Source organism: Peptoniphilus sp. Marseille-Q6390 (assembly GCF_965119475.1).
This window is the reverse complement of record NZ_CBCPLS010000001.1, coordinates 491,981-514,070: the sequence shown is the minus strand read 5'-3', so window position 1 is coordinate 514,070 and position 22,090 is coordinate 491,981. Positions and strand designations below refer to the sequence as shown.

General features: G+C 37.0%; 22 protein-coding genes. 4 read left to right on the top strand and 18 right to left on the bottom strand.

Annotation, left to right across the window (positions count from 1 at the left end; translation table 11 throughout):
• Positions 1 to 8: 8 nt before the first annotated feature.
• Together ACWPVO_RS02490 and hflX are read right to left on the bottom strand one after the other, a co-directional pair.
• Positions 9 to 641 carry a YigZ family protein gene (locus ACWPVO_RS02490; protein ID WP_148465348.1) on the bottom strand — a complete coding sequence of 211 codons (633 nt, stop codon included), beginning with the start codon at positions 639 to 641 and terminating at the stop codon, positions 9 to 11.
• Complete coding sequence (gene hflX, locus ACWPVO_RS02485; RefSeq protein ID WP_454206312.1) at positions 634 to 1,923, bottom strand: GTPase HflX; 1,290 nt, start codon at positions 1,921 to 1,923, stop codon at positions 634 to 636. Before hflX ends, ACWPVO_RS02490 begins: the two co-directional genes overlap by 8 nt.
• A gap of 91 nt (positions 1,924 to 2,014) precedes the next feature.
• On the opposite strand from hflX, the gene ACWPVO_RS02480 reads away from it, so the two are divergent.
• The gene (locus ACWPVO_RS02480) at positions 2,015 to 4,897 is read left to right on the top strand and encodes a transglycosylase domain-containing protein (RefSeq protein WP_454206310.1); all 2,883 of its coding nucleotides are present in this window, start codon (positions 2,015 to 2,017) and stop codon (positions 4,895 to 4,897) included.
• A gap of 17 nt (positions 4,898 to 4,914) precedes the next feature.
• A complete protein-coding gene (locus tag ACWPVO_RS02475; protein WP_005956281.1) occupies positions 4,915 to 5,100 on the top strand; it encodes a hypothetical protein in 186 nt (61 codons plus the stop codon).
• A 111-nt stretch (positions 5,101 to 5,211) separates the two neighbouring features.
• Here the strand turns inward: ACWPVO_RS02475 and ACWPVO_RS02470 are convergent, their stop codons facing one another.
• The 3 genes from ACWPVO_RS02470 to ACWPVO_RS02460 all read right to left on the bottom strand — a co-directional run bounded on the left by ACWPVO_RS02470 (position 5,212) and on the right by ACWPVO_RS02460 (position 8,085).
• The gene (locus ACWPVO_RS02470; protein ID WP_270673892.1) at positions 5,212 to 5,724 is read right to left on the bottom strand and encodes a macro domain-containing protein; all 513 of its coding nucleotides are present in this window, start codon (positions 5,722 to 5,724) and stop codon (positions 5,212 to 5,214) included.
• A 125-nt stretch (positions 5,725 to 5,849) separates the two neighbouring features.
• Complete coding sequence (locus tag ACWPVO_RS02465) at positions 5,850 to 7,358, bottom strand: Na+/H+ antiporter NhaC family protein (protein ID WP_454206308.1); 1,509 nt, start codon at positions 7,356 to 7,358, stop codon at positions 5,850 to 5,852.
• A gap of 13 nt (positions 7,359 to 7,371) precedes the next feature.
• Positions 7,372 to 8,085 (bottom strand): hydrolase, encoded by a 714-nt coding sequence (locus ACWPVO_RS02460; RefSeq protein ID WP_454206306.1) that lies wholly within the window; start codon positions 8,083 to 8,085, stop codon positions 7,372 to 7,374.
• Positions 8,086 to 8,219: 134 nt separating this feature from the next.
• On the opposite strand from ACWPVO_RS02460, the gene ACWPVO_RS02455 reads away from it, so the two are divergent.
• Positions 8,220 to 9,125, top strand: coding sequence for a restriction endonuclease (locus ACWPVO_RS02455; protein WP_454206304.1), 906 nt, complete (start codon positions 8,220 to 8,222; stop codon positions 9,123 to 9,125).
• A gap of 227 nt (positions 9,126 to 9,352) precedes the next feature.
• Here the strand turns inward: ACWPVO_RS02455 and ACWPVO_RS02450 are convergent, their stop codons facing one another.
• The 13 genes from ACWPVO_RS02450 to ACWPVO_RS02390 all read right to left on the bottom strand — a co-directional run bounded on the left by ACWPVO_RS02450 (position 9,353) and on the right by ACWPVO_RS02390 (position 20,322).
• The gene (locus ACWPVO_RS02450) at positions 9,353 to 9,598 is read right to left on the bottom strand and encodes a DUF1294 domain-containing protein (RefSeq protein WP_412446373.1); all 246 of its coding nucleotides are present in this window, start codon (positions 9,596 to 9,598) and stop codon (positions 9,353 to 9,355) included.
• Between the two features lie 78 nt (positions 9,599 to 9,676).
• On the bottom strand, positions 9,677 to 10,159 hold the full coding sequence (locus ACWPVO_RS02445) for a hypothetical protein (RefSeq protein WP_270673897.1): 483 nt from the start codon (positions 10,157 to 10,159) through the stop codon (positions 9,677 to 9,679).
• A 133-nt stretch (positions 10,160 to 10,292) separates the two neighbouring features.
• Positions 10,293 to 11,090 (bottom strand): putative hydro-lyase, encoded by a 798-nt coding sequence (locus tag ACWPVO_RS02440; protein WP_195443309.1) that lies wholly within the window; start codon positions 11,088 to 11,090, stop codon positions 10,293 to 10,295.
• Positions 11,087 to 12,031: a 5-oxoprolinase subunit C family protein gene (locus tag ACWPVO_RS02435; RefSeq protein ID WP_454206301.1), complete on the bottom strand. Its 945-nt coding sequence runs from the start codon at positions 12,029 to 12,031 to the stop codon at positions 11,087 to 11,089. Before ACWPVO_RS02435 ends, ACWPVO_RS02440 begins: the two co-directional genes overlap by 4 nt.
• Complete coding sequence (gene pxpB / locus ACWPVO_RS02430) at positions 12,024 to 12,770, bottom strand: 5-oxoprolinase subunit PxpB (RefSeq protein ID WP_454206299.1); 747 nt, start codon at positions 12,768 to 12,770, stop codon at positions 12,024 to 12,026. Before pxpB ends, ACWPVO_RS02435 begins: the two co-directional genes overlap by 8 nt.
• A 35-nt stretch (positions 12,771 to 12,805) precedes the next feature.
• Positions 12,806 to 14,011, bottom strand: coding sequence for an NRAMP family divalent metal transporter (locus tag ACWPVO_RS02425; RefSeq protein WP_060799334.1), 1,206 nt, complete (start codon positions 14,009 to 14,011; stop codon positions 12,806 to 12,808).
• 14 nt (positions 14,012 to 14,025) lie between these two features.
• Positions 14,026 to 14,796 (bottom strand): LamB/YcsF family protein, encoded by a 771-nt coding sequence (locus tag ACWPVO_RS02420; RefSeq protein WP_454206297.1) that lies wholly within the window; start codon positions 14,794 to 14,796, stop codon positions 14,026 to 14,028.
• A 146-nt stretch (positions 14,797 to 14,942) separates the two neighbouring features.
• On the bottom strand, positions 14,943 to 15,695 hold the full coding sequence (locus ACWPVO_RS02415; protein ID WP_454206295.1) for an ABC transporter ATP-binding protein: 753 nt from the start codon (positions 15,693 to 15,695) through the stop codon (positions 14,943 to 14,945).
• Positions 15,692 to 16,711 carry an ABC transporter substrate-binding protein gene (locus tag ACWPVO_RS02410; RefSeq protein ID WP_282925473.1) on the bottom strand — a complete coding sequence of 340 codons (1,020 nt, stop codon included), beginning with the start codon at positions 16,709 to 16,711 and terminating at the stop codon, positions 15,692 to 15,694. The genes ACWPVO_RS02415 and ACWPVO_RS02410 overlap by 4 nt, the downstream gene beginning before the upstream one ends.
• Positions 16,708 to 17,472, bottom strand: a complete 765-nt coding sequence (locus ACWPVO_RS02405; RefSeq protein ID WP_005956190.1) for an ABC transporter permease — start codon at positions 17,470 to 17,472, stop codon at positions 16,708 to 16,710. Before ACWPVO_RS02405 ends, ACWPVO_RS02410 begins: the two co-directional genes overlap by 4 nt.
• The gene (locus ACWPVO_RS02400) at positions 17,441 to 17,740 is read right to left on the bottom strand and encodes a thiamine-binding protein (protein WP_195443328.1); all 300 of its coding nucleotides are present in this window, start codon (positions 17,738 to 17,740) and stop codon (positions 17,441 to 17,443) included. Before ACWPVO_RS02400 ends, ACWPVO_RS02405 begins: the two co-directional genes overlap by 32 nt.
• Positions 17,741 to 17,947: 207 nt before the next feature.
• Positions 17,948 to 18,523 (bottom strand): nitroreductase family protein, encoded by a 576-nt coding sequence (locus tag ACWPVO_RS02395; protein WP_454206292.1) that lies wholly within the window; start codon positions 18,521 to 18,523, stop codon positions 17,948 to 17,950.
• Between the two features lie 53 nt (positions 18,524 to 18,576).
• Positions 18,577 to 20,322 (bottom strand): ABC transporter ATP-binding protein, encoded by a 1,746-nt coding sequence (locus ACWPVO_RS02390; RefSeq protein ID WP_454206290.1) that lies wholly within the window; start codon positions 20,320 to 20,322, stop codon positions 18,577 to 18,579.
• Positions 20,323 to 20,477: 155 nt separating this feature from the next.
• Here ACWPVO_RS02390 and murJ point away from each other — a divergent pair, with 155 nt between their 5' ends.
• The gene (gene murJ, locus ACWPVO_RS02385; protein WP_454206288.1) at positions 20,478 to 22,079 is read left to right on the top strand and encodes a murein biosynthesis integral membrane protein MurJ; all 1,602 of its coding nucleotides are present in this window, start codon (positions 20,478 to 20,480) and stop codon (positions 22,077 to 22,079) included.
• Positions 22,080 to 22,090: the final 11 nt, after the last annotated feature.

The following is a 22,090-nucleotide window of genomic DNA, read 5'->3' as shown; positions in this document are numbered from 1 at the left end:
TCCTATATTTAATAAATAATTTTTCCATCAATAGTTGGAAGTTCAATTACTTCCAAGTCTTCTGTCTCAAAGTTTGCAGAGGTCATGTCTCTAAGCTTGTCGAGTATTGACTTGTCATCTCCGATGTCAATTGTGACTTCAACCTTGTCCGTGTAATTTTCTTCTATGATTTTATAATTTTCATTGGCTAGCAAATTTACTATTGCACCATGGAAGGTGTAGTCGTAAATGACCTTTGTCCTTGTAAAATTTTTTCTTATGCACCTCTTTGCCTCATCAAGAGCCTTAACAACTCCCTCTGTGTAGGCACGAACAAGACCACCTGCTCCCAGCTTGGTCCCGCCAAAGTAGCGAGTGACAATGACAAGGACATTTCTCATGTCTTCTTTTTTTAAGACTTCAAGCATGGGGATTCCTGCTGTGCCAGAGGGCTCACCATCGTCAGAATACCTCTGAGTCAGTCCATCTTCGCCAATTATATATGCGTGGCAGTTGTGGGTTGCAGACCTGTGTTCTTCTTTGACCCTGCCTAAGATCTCAAGGGCCTCTTCTTCACTTTTTACAAAAAAGGCATGACCAATAAAAATTGATTTTTTTATTTCAATTTCAGCCTTTGCATCTTTTAAAATTGTCTTATACATTTACAACATAATCCTTTACTTTTTCGTATTCTCTTTCTTCAAGCTTGAGGTCCAAATAAATTCCATCCTCTTCATAGATAGGCTTGGCATCAAATTTTTCCACTAGCTTGTAGAGAAGGTCTGTGTCGTTGTAGGCAAATTTTAATTTCACATCAAAATACTTTTCATCGAGATTGTCCTCAATAATTTTTAAAAGTGAGTCCATATTTTCATCTTTAAGAGCAGAAATATAAACCTTCTTGTCTGGCATAACCCTTAAAGGCAAGTTGATGTCATAGAGGTCAACCCTGTCCACCTTGTTAAAGACTGTGATTATATTTTTGTCTAAAACTTCAATGTCTTTTAGGATAGCCATGGTTGTATTGTATTGGATCTCCAAGTCCTCACTTGATGCGTCAATGACGTGGAGGATTAGGTCCGAATACTTAATTTCTTCAAGAGTAGACTTAAAGGCCTCAACGATTTTTGTTGGAAGCTTGGAAACAAATCCAACTGTGTCAGAAATTATAAACTCACGACCAGAAAGGAGCCTAGCCTTTCTCGAAGATGGGTCAAGAGTTTCAAAAAGCATATTCTTTACAGAAACCTCTCCCGACTCTTCGTCCTTTAATCTATTTAAAATTGTAGATTTGCCTGCGTTGGTGTAACCCACCAGTGACACAATAGGGATGTTGGAGTCAATCCTTCGCTCCCTTGTTGTGTCCCTAGTCTTCTTGGCCTTCTCAAGCTTCTCCTTAATCTTGTCGATTTCTCTCTTGAGCCTTCTCCTATCAGTTTCAATTATTTGCTCACCTGGTCCCCTAGTACCAATTCCACCACCAGTCCTTGACCAGCCATCAATTCCCAAAAGTCTTGGGAGTTGGTACTCAAGTCTTGCCAATTCAACTTGGAGTTTTGCCTCATAAGTTGTGGCACGCAGACCAAATATATCTAAGATCAGGTTGGTCCTGTCGATTACCTTCTTCTTAATTCTCTTTTCCAAGTTTCTAACCTGGATGCCAGAGAGCTCATCATTAAAGACAACTGCATCAACTTCTAGGAGCTCAACCATTTCTTTGATCTCGTCAACCTTACCAGACCCAATTAAATACTTTGGATTGAACTTATAAATATTTTGCGTAACCTCTCCCACAACTTCAGCACCGTCTGCGTAGACAAGTTCCGCCAACTCCTTCATAGAAGTTTCAAGACTGTGGGGGTAGGCACCAATATTTGTTCCAACAGTTATAACTTTCTCTAATTTTTTATTTGAATTTAAATTCTCTAAATAAACATTATCCATAATTTATATTATACTACATCGCAGCAAGTTAAAAAAACCGTCTAATAGTATTTAGCTTGTTAAAATGTTATAATTGTACAAAGGAGAAAGTATGGAAAACTTAAGAGAATTAAAAAATAATTTTAAAAATTTAAATAAAAAGCAAAAAATAAAAATTGGCCTCTTGGTCTTGCTTTTAATTTTTGTTTTACTTATTTCATTTTTTTCTGCCCTCATAGTTTCAATTATTTCAAAAACTCCTGCCACTGACTTAAATAATTTGAGCTCCTCCTTTAACCAGAGCTCCTATATTTATTCCAAGGAGGGAAATTTAATTGAAAAAATTGAATCTCTTGAGTACAGAAGTCTTATTGACATAAAGGACATACCTGAGGACATAAAAAATTCCTTTGTTGCCATTGAGGACCACAGGTTCTACAAACACAAGGGACTGGACCCAATTGGGATTGCATCTTCTATTGCTGCAAATATAAAATCACGCTCACTTATGCGTGGCGGATCAACAATAACTCAGCAGCTAGTTCGTTCAGTCTACCTCACAAACCAAAAAACTCTTGGCAGAAAAATTCAGGAGGCCTACTTGTCACTTCGTGTTGAAGATGCCTTAAGTAAGGATGAAATCCTGGAAGCCTACTTAAATAGAATTAATCTTGGCCAAGGTGCCTATGGTATTGAAGCTGCAGCCCAAACTTATTTCTCAAAGTCTGCTGTGGACTTAAACATTGCAGAAGCTGCCCTTCTTGCGTCAATTCCAAAGTCACCAACAAATTATTCGCCCTTTAAGTCTGTCCCTCCAGAATACTTGGAAGACAACTTCAGGGTAATTGGGACTCGTGAGATTGATGGCAAGGACCTCTACATGGTTTTAAACGACGATGCCTTTAAGAGGCAAAAAACTGTCCTCATGAGGATGCACGAGCTTGGCTACATTAATGACGCTGACTATGAAAAGGCAAAAAACTTTGACATAGTTTCTGACTTAAATCCAAAAAATTTTAAAAACCACACCATGTCTACCTACTCAACAGACTACATAAAAAAAGAAGCTTCAAGATATCTTGCTGACTTCTATGATATTAGTCAAGAGGAAGGAGAGCACAAACTCTTTACAGGTGGCTACAAGGTTTATTCAACAATTGACGAGGACATCCAAAAGGACTTAGAAGACAAGTACGAAGGCTTCCAAAAGCTCCTCTTAAATTATTCATCAGCTGGTGGATCTAGGATGCTGAATTTGAACTTTGATGATTGGAAAAATATTATTTTTGGCGACGAGGTCTTGTACTTTGCCAGAGAAAATATTCTCGATGACAAGTTCAACCTTATTATCCCAAAATCTCTTTACAGCATTTCATCTCACGGTGACTTAAAGATAAAGAGCCTCTACTTCAAAGAAGTAGGACAAAAAATTGACATCATAGATGCCTATGAGCTTGGCGAGGATAAAATTCTCAGGACCTATGAACTTGGAGGTCTTAGACTTGAAGATGGTGCCGGCGAATTAAAAAATAATTATTTAATTATTGACGGCGACTACCTAAAAGATTTTCCAGATTTTTATAAAATTGAAAATGAAAATTTAATTATTTCTAACAAGTATTTTGATTACAAGGAGGACCCTGTGGTCCAACCCCAATCTGCCATGATTGCAGTTAATAACGAAACTGGCTTTGTGGAAGGAATCATTGGTGGACTTGATGTGAGGACAAAGAACGCAAAAATTTTAAATCGTGCCACAGATTCCTATAGGCAACCTGGCTCTGCCCTCACACCTTTCACAGTTTATCTTCCAGCCCTTGAGTCTGGTAAGACCTTGGGAACTGTCTACGATGACGTGCCAATAACTGTTGATGGAAACTTTTGGCCAGCAAATTATTATAAGTCTTTCAAGGGTCTTATGACTCTTCGCAAGTCCTTGGAAGCATCTTCCAATGTCATTCCTGCCACAATCTTGCAAGAGCTTGGCAAGGACAAGGCCATGGATGTTTTAAAGAAATTTAATGTCATTGATGAAGAAGGCAAGGACTACTTCATCTCCCATAAGGACAACAAAAATAAAAATGATGAGAACCTTGACTCCCTTGCCCTTGGCAATATGCAAGTGGGACTTCGCTTATCTGACCTATCAAAGATGTATCAAACTATTGCCAATGATGGGGTCTACAAGGAAGAAACTGGAATTTTAAAAATTGAAGACCCTAGTGGCAACATAATTATTGACAACTCCCATAAAAATAAGAGGCTCTTTGATGAAAAGTCATCCTACCTCTTGAGAGATGTCTTTATTGGCAATGAAAAATCAGGAAATGCAAGAGGAGCGAAGATCAACTCCTCTGAGACTGGAGCCTATCTGGGACAAAATAAAACTAATTCAGATTATTTTGTAAATGCCTTTACAAAGTCTCACACAGTTTCCTTCTGGTTGGGAGCAGACTCTCCAAAGATTTCTCTTGCAGCTAAGAGTCAAGATGCCATAAGTATTTTTAATAAGATGGCAAAGGACCTTGGAGAAAAAGAAAAGTTTGATGAAGATCCTTCCTACATTGTCACAAGAAATATTTCATCAAAGAGTGGAAAGCTTGCAACAAAGATGAGCGACTACGCCGGGGCTTCTTACTCAGAAAAATTTATTTCTGGAAGTGAGCCAAAGGACCACGACGACTTGTTTAAAAAATATTTGATATGTAAGGACTCAGGCAAGCTTGCCAACCAATTCTGTCCAAGTGAATCTGTCCTCTACACAGTTCTCTTCGAGAGAAAGGAAGGCTACGACCCCAGGGACCACTACGGGATTTATCCTGAGGACTACATGACAATACCTAAGTCCTATTGCAATATCCACACAAGAGAATGGTATAATGAACATGGTGATGAGTCTGACTCCAATAGTGACAAGTCTTCATCAAAAAAGAAAGATAAGCATTCAAAGAAATCTACAGATAAAACAAAAACTTCTAGCAAAAAGAGAAAGTAAAAACATTAGGAGGAAGTATGAAAAAATTATCTAGTTTAATAAAATTAATAGCCTTTATAAGGCTTATAAAACCAAAAAGAAGAAAGAAGGGACTAAGACTTAGCAAGTTACTCCCTCTCCTCAACCCAAAGAGGGCTGGCAAGGTTGCCTACCACGCTGGCAGAATAAGAATGAGAAACGAAGTAAAGAGATTGTTTTATTAAGAAGTTAAAAGTAATTTTTAATTCTAACAAAGAAAAATTTATAAATTAAAAATTTTTACAAATAAAAAGATAGCCTGTCTAAATTGACAAGCTATCTTTTTTTGTCTAACTTTATTTTTCTATCCACTCTTTATTTTTTTCTTTTAAAACTTTAAGTACCCTGTCATTTAAAACAGAAATTGTCACATCAAGGTCGTGGTCTTCAAGGTAGTCCCTTATTGTATCAATAGCAACTTCAGCTGCTTCTTCAAGTGGATAACCATAGATACCTGATGATAGAAGTGGAAAGACAAGAGTCTTAAAGTTATTTTTCACTGCCAAGTCAAGGGCAGACTTGTAAGCATCTCTTAGGATTTCTCTCTCTCCTTGTTTGCCATCAAAGTAAATTGGTCCCACGGCGTGAATAATATTTTTCGCCTTTAGCTTATATCCCTTAGTGACAACAGCTTGGCCAGGTTCTATTGGGGCAAGTTTCTTACATTCTTCTTCCAATTCTTTGTCATCTGCTCCAGCAAAGATTTGTCCGCAAACTCCTCCGCCAGGTCTAAGCTCTTTATTTGCCGCATTAACTATTGCGTCAACGTCATAATCTAAAATATTTTTCTTTTCAATTTGAAAGCTCATTGTACACCCCTTTCTTTATCTTACCTAAACTATATACCACATCAAAGGATTTTTAAAGTACTAAAGAGAAATTTTCAAATTTTTTAAAGCAAAATAAAAAAGGCCAGCATAGCCAGCCTAAATTTTTAATTCTTTGTATGTTTTATATATTTATTTATTGTCATTCTTCTCATTACAAATACAATTGATGCCAAGATAACAAGTCCTATTGGAAGAGTTAGGTTTGGCTTGTCAAGTATGCCTGATATTAAAAAGGCAAAGAAAGAAGCTGCACCGACACTAATTGCATAAGGCAATTGACTTGAAACGTGGGCTATGTGGTCGCAGCCTGCTCCTGCTGATGACAAAATTGTTGTATCAGAAATTGGTGAGCAGTGGTCTCCAAAAACTGATCCAGAGAAAATTGCTGCTAGTATAATTGTCAAGAAGTGCATGTGGTCTGTGTGCATTAGGATTGGCACCATAATTGGTATTAAGATACCAAAAGTTCCCCAAGCAGTTCCTGTTGAGAAGGACAAGAAGGCACCAACTACAAAGATTATTGCAGGTAGCATCCACATTGGCATAGTCGAATTAGAAATAAGTGATGCAATGTAGGATCCTGTATTTAGGTACTCATCACTTGTTATTCCACCAATTGTCCATGCAAGTGAAAGAATTACAATAGCAGAAACCATTGTCTTCATACCTTCCACTATCCCCTTCATAAAGTCATCAAACTTTAAAAGTTTTCTTGGTATATAAAGGGCAAAGGAAACTACAATTGCAAAGAATGCTCCTATTACAAGAGACAAGTTTACATTTGCATCTCCAAAGGCTGCTGCAGCTCCAACTCCATCAGAGAAGAAACCACCAGTCTTAAGCATCATCATTACAGTTACAAGAATTAAAACTACAATTGGGACAACAAGGTCATAGACCCTACCATTTTTTGAATATTCGTAACCAACTTCTTCTTTTTCAATTATCCTAGATGTGTCATTTAATTCATACTTTTCCATAACTCCCATTTCTATATCAGTTGTTGAGAAGTATAGGATTAAAAAAAGTGTTAGTAGAGGGTAAACATTCATTGGGATTGTTGACAAAAAGACGTTCATTGGGTTTGCAACTCCAGTATCTCCAATAACTGCAACAACAGAAGCTGCCCAAGATGAAACTGGGGCCAAGATACAAACTGGTGCTGCACAGGAGTCTATAATGTGAGCAAGCTTTGCCCTTGATACCTTGTTCTCGTCAGTAATTGGCTTCATTACTGCCCCCACTGTCAAACAGTTGAAGTAGTCGTCAATAAAAATTATAATTCCCAAGAAGGCTGTGGCAAGTTTTGCCATCTTCTTACTCTTGATCTTCTTGCTTGCCCACTTACCATAGGCAAAAGACCCTCCCGCCATGTTCATTACCATGACTAAAGATCCAAGCATTGCCAAGAATACTAGCATAAGGGCGTTGTCTCCAAGCTTGGTACCCATAAGTGTAAAAACTGTTTCCAAGGCGGCAATAATATTTCCACCTGTAAAGATAAGTCCTCCAGCTATAATCCCAATTAAAAGTGAAGTTATTACTTCCTTAGTTATAAGTGCCAAGGCAATGGCAACTATTGGAGGAATTATCGATAAAAATCCAAATTCCATTTTTTCTCCTTTATTATTTATTTTCTTCTTCTCTCTTATTTTCCCTGTAAACATCCATTACTTCAGAGAAAATATCAGAGCTTGATACTGGTGTATAAGTGATGGCATTGGCTCCAGCTTCTATTGTCTCGAGTATATGCTCATCAGTATGCCCACCTGTTGCTATAATTGGAAACTCATCTCCAAGTAGCTTCCTTGTATATCTTACTAGTTCTGCAGTTTTTTTGCCACCTGCAATATTTAAAACTCTTGCACCAGCTGCAACTTTACCTTCAATATCGTCGTACTTTGATATGACAGTAGCAATAACTGCTATGTCAAGTGCCTGGGATATTAGTCTGATGTTTTCATTAGACATTGGAGCATTGACAACAACTCCAGTGGCTCCTAGTAGCTCGGCTTGGAGTCCAATGTTTACAGTCCTAAGACCTGAAGTTGTACCCCCACCTATTCCAACAAAAACTGGCACCGACGCAACTTCCATTATAGCAGATACAATTTTTAACTGAGGGGTAAAGGGATAAACAGACATAATTGCCTGAGCATTGTTATTTACAATTATTGGTATGTCGTTAGTGAATATCAGAGATTTTATTCTCTTACCCATAAAGTTAATACCACTTGCCCTATATGTTACTTCAGGTACTGATACCTGTCTTCTTCTTAGTTCTGTTTCAATAGAGGGAACGAACTTCTTTATCTTTTCTTCCTTATTAATTTTTTTCATCTTACCTCCATTTGTAAAATATTGATTAATATTCATTTAATAAAATTTTTACCTACTTGTCAATCATATTCTTGCCAATAAAAATTATAAACTGTGTTATACTTTCCTTAAGATATGATGAAAGAGGTGGAAAAATGCCTGTCAATTTAAAAAAATTTGGCTTTCAATTTGAAGATTGTGAGAAGAAGGTTTCCTATTCTATAAAGCATGAGGACAAGCCCCTAAAGTTAAGTGAAGAAATGACCAAGAACTTGGAGTACCTCCTTTGGTATGTTCCAAATATTAATTCTGCCCAGTCCCAAGAAAATGAACTCACATCATCTCTTAACTTCGAGAACTTTGTCTTTGGCATAATAAAAAATTATATGAGCTTGGAAAATAAGGACGTGGCCTTCCTCGACTATATTGACCCAGACATTGTAAAGTTTTACGACAAAAAGATTTGCCCCCACTCCCAAAAAATTATTTTGACAAAGTCAGAGGGAGAGTCAAAGACCGACTGTCTCCTAAGACACATTAGGAACTCCCTTGCCCATGGCAACTTTAACATTGTTGAGGACATGCTCGTAGGGTTCGATTACAAGTTTGGTCCTGGAGGACAAGAAATTTGCACAGGGATCTTTAAAATCTTTCCCAAGAACCTCTTGAGAGGCTTGTCAAGTCTTGATGAAGAAGTTACAGCAGAAGGTCTTGCACAAATTGCCCTTCAAAGGACAGGCTATGAGCTAGAAAGATTTAATAACGAGGACAGGGATACTTCCTTTGACTTTTATGTAAAGAAGGGAAGCAAGAGGTACGCCCTAGAAATTAAAAAGTACAGGGACACAGAGGTCTTGTCAGAAAAAGAAGTCCAAAAGCTCTTGGATAAGTTCTCTGGTTTGTATGAAAAAATAATTCCAGTCCTCTTTGTAAACACCTCCTTCTTGAAAAAAGAAACCAAGGAGAAGCTTAAGAAGGAAAGAGTGATAATCTTGGATATAAAAAATATTCTCAAGATGTTAGAAGGTCGTGACATCTTAGGCGAGATTGAGTCATATTAAAAAATTTTTAATTTTTTATAAGCTACTTAAGTTTTACATTTAAGTTATTAGCCAACTTAACATTTTCATTTTTTACTTATGACTTAAACTAAGATTTTCTCTTATAACTTATGAGATGATTTTTAATTCTAATCTTTTAGTTATGAGTTGATTTTAAATTTTTCCTCTTAACCTATTGTTTCATAAATTATTGCAATCAAAAAGGATGCCCTCTCAAATAGGCATCCTTATTTTAATGTCACATAAATTGTTGTAAGTATCCCAATAAAGTTTGCTATATAAAATTTCCTCTCACGGGTCTTGTGACGGAAAAATTCCATTCCTGCAAGGCCACCAAGACCTGCCACAAGAGAAAAGGTCAAGAGGGTCTTTTCACTTATTCTCCACATCTTGTGCCTAGCCTTAAACTTATCCAAGCCGTAGAGAATAAAATTCATTAAGTTTAAGATTATCACTATATAAATATTTTCCATTAAATCATCCTCAACTTATAAACTACAAAATATAATATCACAAGTTGAATATGAAGTTAAAAAATTTTTAATAAAGCCTTACTCCATCATTTCAAAGTGAGCTGCACCAGCCTCAAATTTTTCATTTTCTAAACTTTCAATTAAGTTGTCAAAGTCCTCTTTGCTCTTCTTATAATCATCAACTTCTTTCCCATACTTGAATTTCAAAGGTTCATTGGCATATTCCTTATCAATGAAAGAAAAGTATAGGTCTTCTCCTATATACCAAACTTCTTCTGCATCCGTTAAGATAAGTATAATCACTCCATTTATAAATCCTGTCTTGAAGGACTCATCTTTGCTTATGTCAGGCTCGTCACTTAGTTTAATTTCCAAGCTTTTGTTTTTTACTTTATAATCTTCAAGCTTATAAGGTCTCCAGTCAATGCTTCCAATTAATTTCTCTAGACCCCTTTCATTAGTTAGGTCTGTCTTCATAGGATAAAGAGATTTATTCTCGCATCCAGTAAGGAAAAGCATTAAAACTCCTAAGGCAAATAAAAATTTAAAATATTTTTTCATAGAAATAACTCCTTTAAACTTTATTACTTTATCTAATTATACTCTTCATCCACTTAAACTACAAACTAATAACTATCAATCTTTAAGCATAAAAAATCTGCCAAGTTTCCCTGGCAGATAATAAATTTTATTTTTAAAATACTGAAACGTAAGCGTCTTTTTTATCTAAGATAAGCATGTAACCTGGAGCGTGTGTAATCATAATTTCAGGTTTAGAAGCCATAGCTACTGCTTGAGGTGTTACTCCACAAGCCCAAAATACTGGCACTTCTCCTTCTTTGATTTCACTTCTTTCACCAAAGTCTGGCTTGTCAACATCTTTGATTCCAATTACAGATGGGTCACCAATATGAACTGGTGCTCCGTGAGTTGCTGGGAATCTTGCAGTAACAGTTGTTGCCCTAACAATATCCTTGTAAGGAACTGGTCTCATAGATACAACTGTGTTTCCATGGAAGATACCAGCAGGTTCTGTTGCAAGATTTGTGATATACATTGGAACGTTGTGTTCATCTTCGATGTGTCTTACAGGTACATCAGCTTCTAACATGGCTTTTTCAAAGGAGAAGGAACATCCAATAACGAAAGTAACAAAGTCATCTTGCCACACGTCTTTAAGGTCCTTAACTTCTTCAACAAATTCGCCATTTTTATATATCCTATACCTTGGCACGTCTGTCCTTATGTCTGCACCCTCAGCCATTATCTTTGTAAGAGGGCTTCCTTCGTCTAAAACTTCAAGGATTGGACAAGGCTTTGGATTTCTTTGAGCGAAGAGTAGAAAATCGTAGGCATATTTTTTTGGAAGGATTGCAAGGTTAGCTTGCAAATATCCTTCACTCATGCCAGAAGTTGGAAGATCAACTTCTCCCTTTCTAATAAGTTCTCTTACTTCTCTTGGGTGTAATTTACCTAGTTCACTTAATTTCATATTACAGACTCCTTCTTAATTGTTTCAAATTTATTCCTGTAGTCAAGAGTTGCCTTTTGTGCTTCTTCAATAGTAACTTTTTGGAATAAAATCTTATCTAAGAAGGACATTTGAGCAAGCTTGTGAAGGTCTGGTGTTATTACGTTACCAATCTTTGTGTAACCACCAGTAGTTTGTCTATCTGCAACTAGGATAATTGGTTGACCATTTGCTGGTACTTGGATTGAACCAAAAGTTGTTCCGTCAGAAATAATATCTGCAGTTTCCTTGTGCTCAATCGAAGTTCCCTTTAGTCTAATTCCCATCCTGTCAAAGTCCTTAGTCACTTGGTAACCACCTGACCTAAATAGGTCGTGAATTCCCTTTTCAGTGAAGTAGTCGTCTTGAGGTCCAAGAACAACTCTTAGTAGGTTGCAGTGGTTAAATTTAGGAAGATACTTTTCAGGTATTCTTCTCATTGTCTTATCTTTAGAGCCTACAATATTTAATGTGTCCTTAGGTTTTAATGCTCTTCCGTCAATTCCACCCATTTTTGTCTTGATGTGAGTTGACTTAGAACCATTAACCACTGGCACATTTATAGAGCCACCAAAGGCAAGGTAGCCTCTAACACCTTCATTAACTTTACCAAATTGCAAAGTGTCTCCAGTCTTAACCTTAATGGTTTCAAACATTGGTGCAGGCTGACCATTAATTTTTGGATTCATATCAGAACCTGTTATTGCAAGTGTAAGGTCTTCATTAAACTTAAGAGTTGGTCCAAAATAAGTCATTTCAAGAACAGCTTCATCAAGTTTATTTCCAACTAAGATATTGGCAAGTCTGTAGTTGTAATCATCCATGACGCCTGATGTAGGTATACCTAGTTCTTGGTAGCCATATCTACCAGAATCTTGAATTGTTGTGAGAATCCCACCGTTAATTACATCGATACTACTCATGAAGATCACCCCTCTTTACCTTCTTAATTGAAACCTTGTAGGTATCTTTTTCCACTTCATCTTTAATTCTGTCATATTCTTTTTGATCAATAGAGACATACCTAATGTAATCACCAGCTTGGATGAATACAGGTGGTTCCTTAGTATCATCAAAAAGCTTAAGTGGAGTTCTTCCTATTAGTTGCCATCCTCCAGGAGATTCAAGTGGGTACATACCAGTTTGATTAGCTGCAATACCAACTGAACCTGGTTCTATTTTTAATCTTGGGCTCTTTAATCTTGGAGTTGCAATTCTTTCATCAAGTCCACCAAGATAAGTGAAGCCTGGCATGAAGCCCATCATATAAACTAAATAATCTGTTCCAGAGTGAATCTTTATAACTTCTTCTTTAGATAGTTTTGCGTTTTCAGCTACAAAGTCAATGTCTGGACCATATTCGCCACCATAAAGTGTTGGGATTTCAATAAGTCTAACTTCGTCACTTTGTTCCCCTGAGTTAGCCTTGCTAAGTCCCTTTAAGGTATCAACAATTTCGCCATAGGAAATCTTTACTGGGTCATAATTAATTAATATAGACCTGTAAGTTGGCAAAATGTCCAAAATACCATCAATATTCTTCTTTTTTAAACTTTCTACAACTGCGGCAATTCTGGCGTTTATTTCTTTTTCAATAGTGTCACCAAATTCCATTACTATGGCAGAGTCACCAGCAGTTAGAAATTTTATTTTATCATACATTTTTTGCTCCTATACTTATGCCAAAATATCTTTAATTAACCAAATAATTTTCCAATATTTGCGATTACAGTTTGTGCTCCCATGAAAGCAGTTACTGCCACTACTATCCAACCTAAAATGAAAAGTACATTAGAGTGAACATAGTCGCCAACGATTTTCTTGTTCTTAGATGCAAGTAGGATTACTGCAAGTGTGATTGGAAGGATAAATCCGTTAAGTGTACCAACAACTACTAATAGAGTTTGTGGTTGTCCAATAAAGATAAACATAATTGTAGAGACTACGATAAAGGCAATTGTAACCATATTTTCGTGATCAGCTACGAATTTGAATAAAGTCTTTAGGAAAGATACTGAAGTATATGCTGCACCTACTACAGAAGTGAAGGCTGCTGCTGCAAATACAAAACCAAAAATCTTATAACCAACAACGCCTGAAGCTGCTAAGAAAGATGATGCTGCAATGTTGTCAGGATCAATTTGTGCATTGGCCATCTTAGTTACACCTAGTATAGCAAGGAATAATAAAATTCTAACTATTAAAGCAACTCCAATACCTAGAGATGCTGATTTAGTTACTTGGTCAAGATTTTCTTCTCCAGTGATACCAGCATCAATAAGTCTGTGTCCACCTGAGAATATAATATAACCACCAACAGTACCACCAATAAGTGTAAGTGTTGGAGAAACAATGCTGTTAAATCCACCAGCTGGGCTAACAGATGCTTTTAAAGCTTCACCAACAGGTGGTTGTGTCTTAATTGCTACGAAAGCAATTAGGATAATCATAAGTGCACCAAGCACTTGAGTTACTCTGTCCATGATAGAAGATGCTGACTTTGATGAGAAAAGTATAATACCAATAACTCCACCAATAGCTGCACCAATTTTTACATCTACACCAAAGATAACGTTAAGTCCAAGTCCTGCTCCACCAACGTTACCAATGTTAAATGCCAAGCCGCCAAGAGCTACTAAGAAGGCAATTACATATCCAAGACCAGGAAGTACATTGTTGGCAATGTCTTGTCCCCTCATCTTAGAAACTGCAATAACTCTCCATACGTTAAGTTGTGCAATATAAGAAAATATAATTGAAATTAAAATTACCGCTGCAAAGTCTGCGCCAATTTTTGTAGTAAATGTAGCAGTTTGTGTCATAAATCCAGGTCCTATGGCAGAGGTTGCCATTAGGAAGGCTGCTCCTAAAAGGACAGACAAATTATTTTTATTGTTACTCATTTCTTCCTCCTAAATTATAAGAAACTAATTAAAGGTTTAATCTCAATACCTTCAGCCTTTAGTCCTTCACGAATATTTTTTACGAATTCAAGAGCTTCTGGATTGTCGCCGTGAACACAAATTGAATCTGCTACTATATCGATTTCCTTACCATTAGCAGTTACTACCTTGTTCTCTTTAATCATCTTAACAACTCTTGGTATTGCTTCTTTTGGATCCTTAACAAAAGCTCCTGGTAAAGATCTATTAACTAGAGTTCCATCTTCGTTGTATCCTCTATCAGCGAAAACTTCTTGTGCAACCCTAAGTTCTCTTCTCTTACCTTCCTTAGCTATGTATGAGCCACTAAGAACCATAAGAATTAAATCTTTGTCAAATTCTTCAACTGCATCTAAAACTGCATTTGCAAGTTTTTCATCGTTACAAGCTGTGTTGTAAAATGCACCATGAAGTTTCATGTGTTGAAGTTTTTTGCCGTGAGCCTTTGCGAAAGCTGAAAGAGCTCCAACTTGATAAAGCATATAAGCTCTTGCTTCTTCTGGAGTCACTGCTAATTTCCTTCTACCAAATCCCATTAGGTCTGGATAACCTGGGTGAGCGCCAATTTCTACGCCGTTATCAGCCGCTGCTTTACATGTTGCATCCATAATAAGTGGGTCGCCAGCGTGGTAACCACAAGCACAGTTAATACTAGTAACATATTTTACAATCTCTTGATCCATACCCATTTTATAGGCACCAAATGATTCTCCAATGTCACTATTTAAATCTACAAAATATTGCATCTGTTTCCTCCTTTTGTCTTATAAATCATTGCAATAACGTATTTAAATTATAATCCAATTTAAAGGAATATGCAAACATTGTCTTAGGCAAAATCGCAATATATTTAAATCTATTAATAAATAAAAAAAGAGGCCAAAGCCTCTTCTTATATAAGTTTGTCGAGCTTTTCGATGATGTGCTTTTTGTACTGGATAAACTTTTTATCCTCGAAAAAGTTTTCATGAAAATCTTCTGTAATTTGTATTTCTTCTATAATAGTTCCTGGATTTTTTCCCATGATATAAATTCTATCTGATAGCTTAACTGCCTCTTCTATGTCGTGGGTAATAAAAATTGTGGAAATTCCAATCTCACTAATTATTTTTTTGTACCACTTGTGGATTGATGCTTTAGTTATTGCATCAAGGGCAGAAAAGGGTTCATCAAGTAGGGCAACTTCATTGGAAAAGACATAGGTCCTAAGAAGGGCAGCACGTTGTGCCATTCCACCAGAAAGTTGTGATGGAAATTTTTCTTGGCAGCCTTCAAGTCCAAAGTCACCAAAAAGTCCTCGCACTTCTTCCCTTGCTTCTTTTTTCTTCTTGCCACGAAGAACAAGGGGCAGGGACACATTGTCGATGATTGTCATGTAGGGTAGGAGCATGTCCTTTTGAAGCATGTAGGAAATATTGCCTGCCTGACCTGTGACATCTTCCCCCTTAAGATAAACCTTACCTTCATCTGGTGCTAAGAGGCCTGCAATAATATTAAAGAGCGTTGTCTTACCACTACCAGAAACTCCCACGAGAGAAACTAGTTCTCCCTTATTTAATTTTATGTTTATGTCCTTTAAGACCAGTCTGTCATTAAAGGACTTATAAACATTATCTACTCTTAAAATTTCTAATTTTTTGCTCATTTTAATTTTTCTGGATTTACAAAATCATCAGTGAATCCAAAGTCCTTTGGAATTTCCTTGTTGATTAATTTATTTTCCCATAACCATTGGTAGAAATTGTTCCATCTATCTGGATCAATTTGTCCAAAGTATTTTGCGTCGTCTTGGTACTTGTCAGCAAGATATTCCATTCCCTTTTCCACAAAGTCCTTGTCAAGTTCTGGATTTATCTTAACTAAGATATCTGCTGCTTCCTTTGGATTTTTTGCTGCGTATTCATAACCCTTGATGAAGGCACGCATAAATCTCTTTGCTACATCTTCCTTGTTCTTTAAGAAGTCGTTGTTTGCAATAAGGATTGGTGTGTAGTAATCAAAAACTGGACTGATGTCTCTAAAAGCGAAGTAGTTAATTGGCACATTTTCCTTTGCTGCAAGAACTCCATCAACTTGGAAGAAAACCCAAACAGAATCTATCTTACCACTAATTGCTTGAACTGCGTTTACAACATTTTCTGGAAGAAGTTCAACCTTAGAGAAGTCTCCTCCGTCATCTGTTATTACTTGTTTTAAGATTGCTTGTTCAATTGGAAGTCCCCAAGTTGCGTAGTTATGTCCTTCCATGTCCTTAGGTCTTTCAATTCCCTTATCCTTTAGGGAAATAATTCCTGAAGTGTTGTGATTAATAATAGCTGCCACAGCTGTTACTGGAAGTGGTTCGTCGCTGGCAAAAGCTGGTGCAATTGTATCTTGATAAGATACTCCAAAGTCAGCCTTACCTGATGCAACTAAAGCTTCAGCACCATTAGCTGGTGGTTGGTTTACTTCTACTTCAATGCCTTCTTCTTCAAAGAAGCCCTTGTCCATAGCAACATAAAGACCTGCGTGGTTTACGTTAGGTTCCCAGTCTAATAGGAAGCTTACTTTTTCCTTAGGAAGATTCTTAGCTTCTTCTGATTTTGTATCATCTTTCTTTCCACATCCTGTTAGAAAAAGTCCAACAAGAATTAAGATCAATAATTTTCTTAAATTTTTCATTTTGCCTCCGTCCACGGCATAACCTTTCTTTGGATGAAGCTAACTAACTTCATCAAGATAAGTGAAATTGCCGAAATTAAAAATATAACTGCAAACATCTTGTCAAAGGAGTAATTTTTTTGAACTCTTATCATATATACTCCCAGTCCCTTGTAGCCACCTAGCCATTCGGCAATAACTGCACCTACAACTGAATAGGAAACAGCAATCTTAAAGGCAGCAAAAAAGTTTGTAAGACTTTCTGGAAATTTAATGTACTTATAAATTTCATACTTGCCTGCTCCCATGGCCTTTAGAAGTTTTGTCTTGTCTGGGTCAACTTGCTTAAAGGCTTCCAGAAGTGAAACTGCAATTGGAAAGAAGGTTCCAATTACAATTAGGGCGATCTTTGGCATAACACCATAACCCATCCAAAGGACAAGTAGGGGTGCAATGGCAACTGTAGGAACAGTCTGACTAATTACTAATATTGGATAAAAGGCAGAATAAAGTGTGTCTGATAAATCCATTAGTAGTGCCACAAGAAAGCCTAAAGTCACACCAACAGATAGACCTAAAAAGGCTTCTGTCAAGGTTGTCCCCATGTGGGATGAAATTGTTGGAAAGTCATTTACAAAGGCCTTGACAACATCAAGTGGCTTGGGCAGCATAAAGGCCGATACCCCGCCATAGGTTGTTGCAAAGTGCCAAAGGACTAAAATAATTACTATCAAAGAAGCTGCTGAGATATTATCCTTGATACTTGCCTGTTTTTTCTTCAATTGTTAAAATTCCTTTCTCAGAATAGAAGGTCTTGGAGTAACAAGCAACTTGTTCTGAAATTTCTCCCGCTAACTTCACACAGTTCTTTAAGATCTCAAAGGCCTTGTCAAAGTCGTCTAACTCTATAACTGTTTCAAAGGGAGTGACTACATAGTCAACTTTTTCGCTTTGAATATATTCTATGACCCTATCCACTACTTGGACTACTGACTCTGTAGTTCCTTCTGCAGTAGTAGGTAGGATTTGTATTGCTACTGATATTTTCATCTTAACCTCCTTATAAAAATTCCAATAAAAAAAGCCTCTACAAATAGAGGCAGCTTTCCCTAGACAGCATTACCTGTCCAGGTCCAAAGGGTTTAAGGATAAACCTAATCTCAGCATGCGCTCCCCTGATAAGTTAATTATAAGCATAAGTTTTCCTTATTACAAGGAATAAAGGCAAATAAAAAACTAGGTCCTTGGACCTAGCTCTTATTCAATAACAAATAATTTTTCTTCAATTGGTTTTTTATCCTTTGCCTCTGGCTCTTCTTCAATTTTTCCAAAAGGCATTTGTGCCACAAGCTCCCAATGTTCTGGAAGGTCGTAGACTTCCTTAACCCATTCATCAATTACTGGGTTGTAGTGTTGGATGCTGGCACCAATTTCTTCATCCCTTAGGGCTTGCCAAAGATTTAATTGAAGCATAGCAGCTGAATGATGTCCCCAGGTTTCAAAATAATCTCTGTAGGATGCCATATTTATTTCTTGATCCCAAATTTCATTCATATCTATAAAGAAGAGAGCTGTCCCCTTAGCGTGATAAAAACCATGGAACTTTTCTTTATTTATAGACTTGTCAAAAGTTTCATTTACCCTTGTCCAAAAGTCCTTGGATTTGTCATCAAAGAGTAGGACGATCCTTGTTGGCTCTGAATTCATGTGTGACGGAGTTATGTTCATTACATCTTCAACAAGATATTTTATTTCTTCATTTGTAAGGTCAACATCTTCTGACAAGTTGTAGTAGGATCTTCTCTTCTTAATTATTTCTATAAAATCTTTCATAATTCACCTCGCAAGTTTTCTTTACATCTTAGTAAAGTCTTACCCCGAAAAAATTATTCTAACCTACCACCCTTGGTGTAGAGGTTGTAATAGTAGGACTTTGCTTCCATTAGTTCCTTGTGAGTCCCTCTTTCAACAATTCCGTCCTTTGTCATCACGATGATTAAGTCTGCGTTTTGAACTGTTGTTAGCCTGTGAGCAATTGTAAGTGTAGTCCTTCCCTTGGATAATTTTTCTATAGAGTCTTGAACAACAACTTCTGACTTGTTGTCTAAGGCTGAAGTGGCTTCGTCTAAGATTAAAATTGGTGGATTCTTTAAGAAAACTCTAGCTATAGAAATTCTTTGCTTTTGTCCACCAGAAAGTTTCACTCCACGTTCTCCCACATAGGTGTCAAATCCATCTGGGAGATTTTTTATAAAGTCGTAGGCTCCTGCAAGCTTGGCAGCTTTTATTACATCGGCATCACTTGCTCCCTCCTTGCCATAGGCAATGTTGTCTCTAACTGAGCCAGAGAATAAATACACGTCTTGTTGAACTATTCCAATGTTCTCCCTAAGAGATTTTATCTTAACATCTCTTACGTCAAGTCCGTCGACTTTTACTGAGCCCTTGTCTACGTCGTAAAATCTTGGAATCAAATTACAAATAGTAGTCTTGCCTGCCCCACTTGGTCCAACTATGGCAAGCTTTTGTCCAGGAGAAATGTGAACTGAGAAATCTTCTAAGACTTTTTCTTCTCCTTGACCATAAGAAAAGTCTACGTGATCAAAAGTAATTTCTCCCCTTAGACTTTTTATTTCAATGGAATCTTCCTTGTCCTTGATGTCAGACTCAATGGACATAATTTCTGAGAATCTTTCAATCCCTGTCATTCCCTTTTGGAATTGCTCTGTAAATTCAATAATTCTTCTAACAGTTGCAAGAAGTGATTGAACATACATTACATAAAGAATTAAGTCTTCGGGACCAATTTCTCCCTTCATGAGGAAGTAACCCCCAGATACAATTAAGATGAGGTACATGAGGCCGTCAAAAATTCTGTTAATTGTGTTGAAGCCAGCCATGGACTTGTAGTATCTCTTCTTTATGCCCAAGAACTTGTTGTTCTCATGAGTGAACTTTTCCTTTTCAAGGTCTTCCTTGGCAAAGGACTTGACCACTCTTATGCCAAGTAGGGAGTCCTCAATGGCAGAGTTCAGATGACCAACGTGGACTCTTTGATCCTTTTGTGCCTTACGCATCTTGTTCCTAAAGTGACCAGAGAAGTAAATCATAAGTGGAATCATGAGATAAATTAAAAGAGTCATTTTTACGTTGAAGTGTAAAAGAATTATTAAGGAAATAATTATCTTTATGACTCCAATAAAATATTCTTCTGGGCAGTGGTGGGCGAACTCGGTTATGTCGAAAAGGTCGTTGGTGATCCTTGACATAATGACTCCAACCTTGGTCTCATTGTAAAAGGTGTCAGAGAGAGTTTGAAGATGGGAGTAGAGGTCCCTTCTCATGTCAGTCTCGATCTTGGCACCCATGATGTGACCAATGGATGTCATGAAGTATTGGGCAACAACTTCCACTGTCTTAACTCCTAAATATATAAGGGCAAGCTTCATGATGAAGTCGAAGCTAATAGATGCAAGGTCCTTCATCCCCCTGTTGGTAAGAGCCCTTAAGATAAGTGGAAGAATCATTTCGCTGGCAGTTGTTAGGCCTGCACAAAATAAATCTAGAAAAAGTGTGAACCTGTACTTATAAAAGTAGGGCGCAACTTTTTTTATTAAGTTTTTATTTTTCATTTTTCCTCCTTTATATAAAAATTTATTTTTTGAAAGCTATCTTATATATGATAACACAAAAATAAAATCCTTTAAAAGTCTAGAAAACAACCTTACTTGACATAAAAATTCAAACAAATTATAATTTGATAAGACTTACAAAGGAGATTTTAAATTTGGAAAATAAAAGTAGCGCAGGCTCACGAATTGCAAAGTCCACTCTAGCCATCACCGGCTTCCTTCTAGTGGGTAAGGTCTTTGGATTCTTTAGAGAGTCACTTACAGCTTATGTCTTTGGTGCCAGCAAAGAAATGGACGCCTTTTCTCTTGCTCAAGCAGCCACAGCAATGATAGCAAGCTTTGTCACTCAAGCAATAGCAACAACTTATATACCTTCTGCCCAAAGAGCAGAGAACGACCATGGACCAAGTAGGAAAAATTATTTTACTAACAACCTCTTAATGGTTACTTCCCTTGTGTCCCTTGTCTTAATTGTTCTTGGAATTTTATTCCCAAACCAAATTGCACTTTTATCTGCATCACAAGCTAATCCAGAGACCTATGCAATTGTTGTTAAGTTAATACAAGTTGGGATGCCCGTAGTTTTATTTTCATCTTGGGTTGGTGTAATGGAAGGCTACCTCCAACACGGTGGCAAGTTCGCAGCAACAGGTGCCATTGCAATACCCCTTAACTTAACTTATATTGTTTACCTTGCCCTCTTCTCCCACCACGTTGGGATTATAGGTCTTACAATTGCATCAGTATTAGGTATCTTGGCACAGTTCATCTTCCTGCTACCTAACGCAATGAAAATTGGTTACAGACCAAGTCTTGTGGCAGACTTCCAAGACAAGTATGTTAGGGAGGCAATTGTCCTTGCCATACCGGTTTTCGTTTCTGTATCAGTAAATGACATTAACACAATTGTTAATAGAAACCTTGCATCAGGTATGGGTCAAGGTGCAGCATCAATTTTATATTATTCAAACAAGATGAATACCATGATAATTGGTATTTTTATCACAGCTATCACTGCCATAGTCTTCCCTATCCTAACAAGGACTTTGGGATCTGGTGACATGAAGCGTGGTAAAAAAGTTATGAATGCATCAGTTAAGACTGTTTTATTTATAACTGTCCCTGCAACAGTTGGCCTTATTATCTTGGCAAGACCTATAATAGAAATTGCCTTTGTCCGTGGTTCCTTTACTGCGGCAAACGGTGTGGCAGCAACATCAACTCTAAGATGTTACTCCCTTTCACTTATTTCAATTTCTGTTATCAACGTCTTAAATAGGATTTACTATTCCATTGGCGACACAAAGACTCCCTTCTATGTTGGTGTAACTAACGTAATTATTAACGTTGGTCTCAACCTCTTAGTGGCAAGACACTTTGGTACTAATGGACTGGCAGCATCAGTTTCAATTGCAACAACAATTGCAGTTTTTATTTCCTTTATACTTTTAAAGAAAAAAATTGGAAATCTTGGAACAAGATCCTATATCAAGGCCCTTATAAAAACTGTAATGGCATCACTTGTCATGGGAGCAATAACTTTGGCCTACTTCCCTTACGAAAAACTAATCATGGCATTAACATCTGGCGGAGTCCAAACTCTTTCAAGATTGGTCTTCTTAATGCTAGTAGTCTTTATTGCCGCTTTAGTTTACGTCTTCTGCCTTTACAAGTTGGGAGTTCGTGAAGTTAGGGATGTGGTTGGCATAGTGAGAGAAAAAATTGAAAATAGACATCCTAAATCAATAGAAAATTAAAAATTATATTT

What these genes read in the sequence shown, in the direction of transcription:
- ACWPVO_RS02490 (WP_148465348.1), bottom strand. Translation starts at nt 641, where the DNA reads ATGTATAAGACAATTTTAAAAGATGCAAAGGCTGAAATTGAAATAAAA.
- ACWPVO_RS02395 (WP_454206292.1), bottom strand. Translation starts at nt 18,523, where the DNA reads ATGAAAGATTTTATAGAAATAATTAAGAAGAGAAGATCCTACTACAAC.
- ACWPVO_RS02455 (WP_454206304.1), top strand. Translation starts at nt 8,220, where the DNA reads ATGCCTGTCAATTTAAAAAAATTTGGCTTTCAATTTGAAGATTGTGAG.
- ACWPVO_RS02390 (WP_454206290.1), bottom strand. Translation starts at nt 20,322, where the DNA reads ATGAAAAATAAAAACTTAATAAAAAAAGTTGCGCCCTACTTTTATAAG.
- ACWPVO_RS02470 (WP_270673892.1), bottom strand. Translation starts at nt 5,724, where the DNA reads ATGAGCTTTCAAATTGAAAAGAAAAATATTTTAGATTATGACGTTGAC.
- ACWPVO_RS02425 (WP_060799334.1), bottom strand. Translation starts at nt 14,011, where the DNA reads ATGAGTAACAATAAAAATAATTTGTCTGTCCTTTTAGGAGCAGCCTTC.
- ACWPVO_RS02415 (WP_454206295.1), bottom strand. Translation starts at nt 15,695, where the DNA reads ATGAGCAAAAAATTAGAAATTTTAAGAGTAGATAATGTTTATAAGTCC.
- ACWPVO_RS02440 (WP_195443309.1), bottom strand. Translation starts at nt 11,090, where the DNA reads ATGAAATTAAGTGAACTAGGTAAATTACACCCAAGAGAAGTAAGAGAA.
- ACWPVO_RS02445 (WP_270673897.1), bottom strand. Translation starts at nt 10,159, where the DNA reads ATGAAAAAATATTTTAAATTTTTATTTGCCTTAGGAGTTTTAATGCTT.
- ACWPVO_RS02465 (WP_454206308.1), bottom strand. Translation starts at nt 7,358, where the DNA reads ATGGAATTTGGATTTTTATCGATAATTCCTCCAATAGTTGCCATTGCC.
- ACWPVO_RS02450 (WP_412446373.1), bottom strand. Translation starts at nt 9,598, where the DNA reads ATGGAAAATATTTATATAGTGATAATCTTAAACTTAATGAATTTTATT.
- ACWPVO_RS02420 (WP_454206297.1), bottom strand. Translation starts at nt 14,796, where the DNA reads ATGCAATATTTTGTAGATTTAAATAGTGACATTGGAGAATCATTTGGT.
- ACWPVO_RS02475 (WP_005956281.1), top strand. Translation starts at nt 4,915, where the DNA reads ATGAAAAAATTATCTAGTTTAATAAAATTAATAGCCTTTATAAGGCTT.
- ACWPVO_RS02435 (WP_454206301.1), bottom strand. Translation starts at nt 12,031, where the DNA reads ATGAGTAGTATCGATGTAATTAACGGTGGGATTCTCACAACAATTCAA.
- hflX (WP_454206312.1), bottom strand. Translation starts at nt 1,923, where the DNA reads ATGGATAATGTTTATTTAGAGAATTTAAATTCAAATAAAAAATTAGAG.
- ACWPVO_RS02400 (WP_195443328.1), bottom strand. Translation starts at nt 17,740, where the DNA reads ATGAAAATATCAGTAGCAATACAAATCCTACCTACTACTGCAGAAGGA.
- ACWPVO_RS02460 (WP_454206306.1), bottom strand. Translation starts at nt 8,085, where the DNA reads ATGAAAAAAATTAATAAGGAAGAAAAGATAAAGAAGTTCGTTCCCTCT.
- pxpB (WP_454206299.1), bottom strand. Translation starts at nt 12,770, where the DNA reads ATGTATGATAAAATAAAATTTCTAACTGCTGGTGACTCTGCCATAGTA.
- ACWPVO_RS02480 (WP_454206310.1), top strand. Translation starts at nt 2,015, where the DNA reads ATGGAAAACTTAAGAGAATTAAAAAATAATTTTAAAAATTTAAATAAA.
- ACWPVO_RS02410 (WP_282925473.1), bottom strand. Translation starts at nt 16,711, where the DNA reads ATGAAAAATTTAAGAAAATTATTGATCTTAATTCTTGTTGGACTTTTT.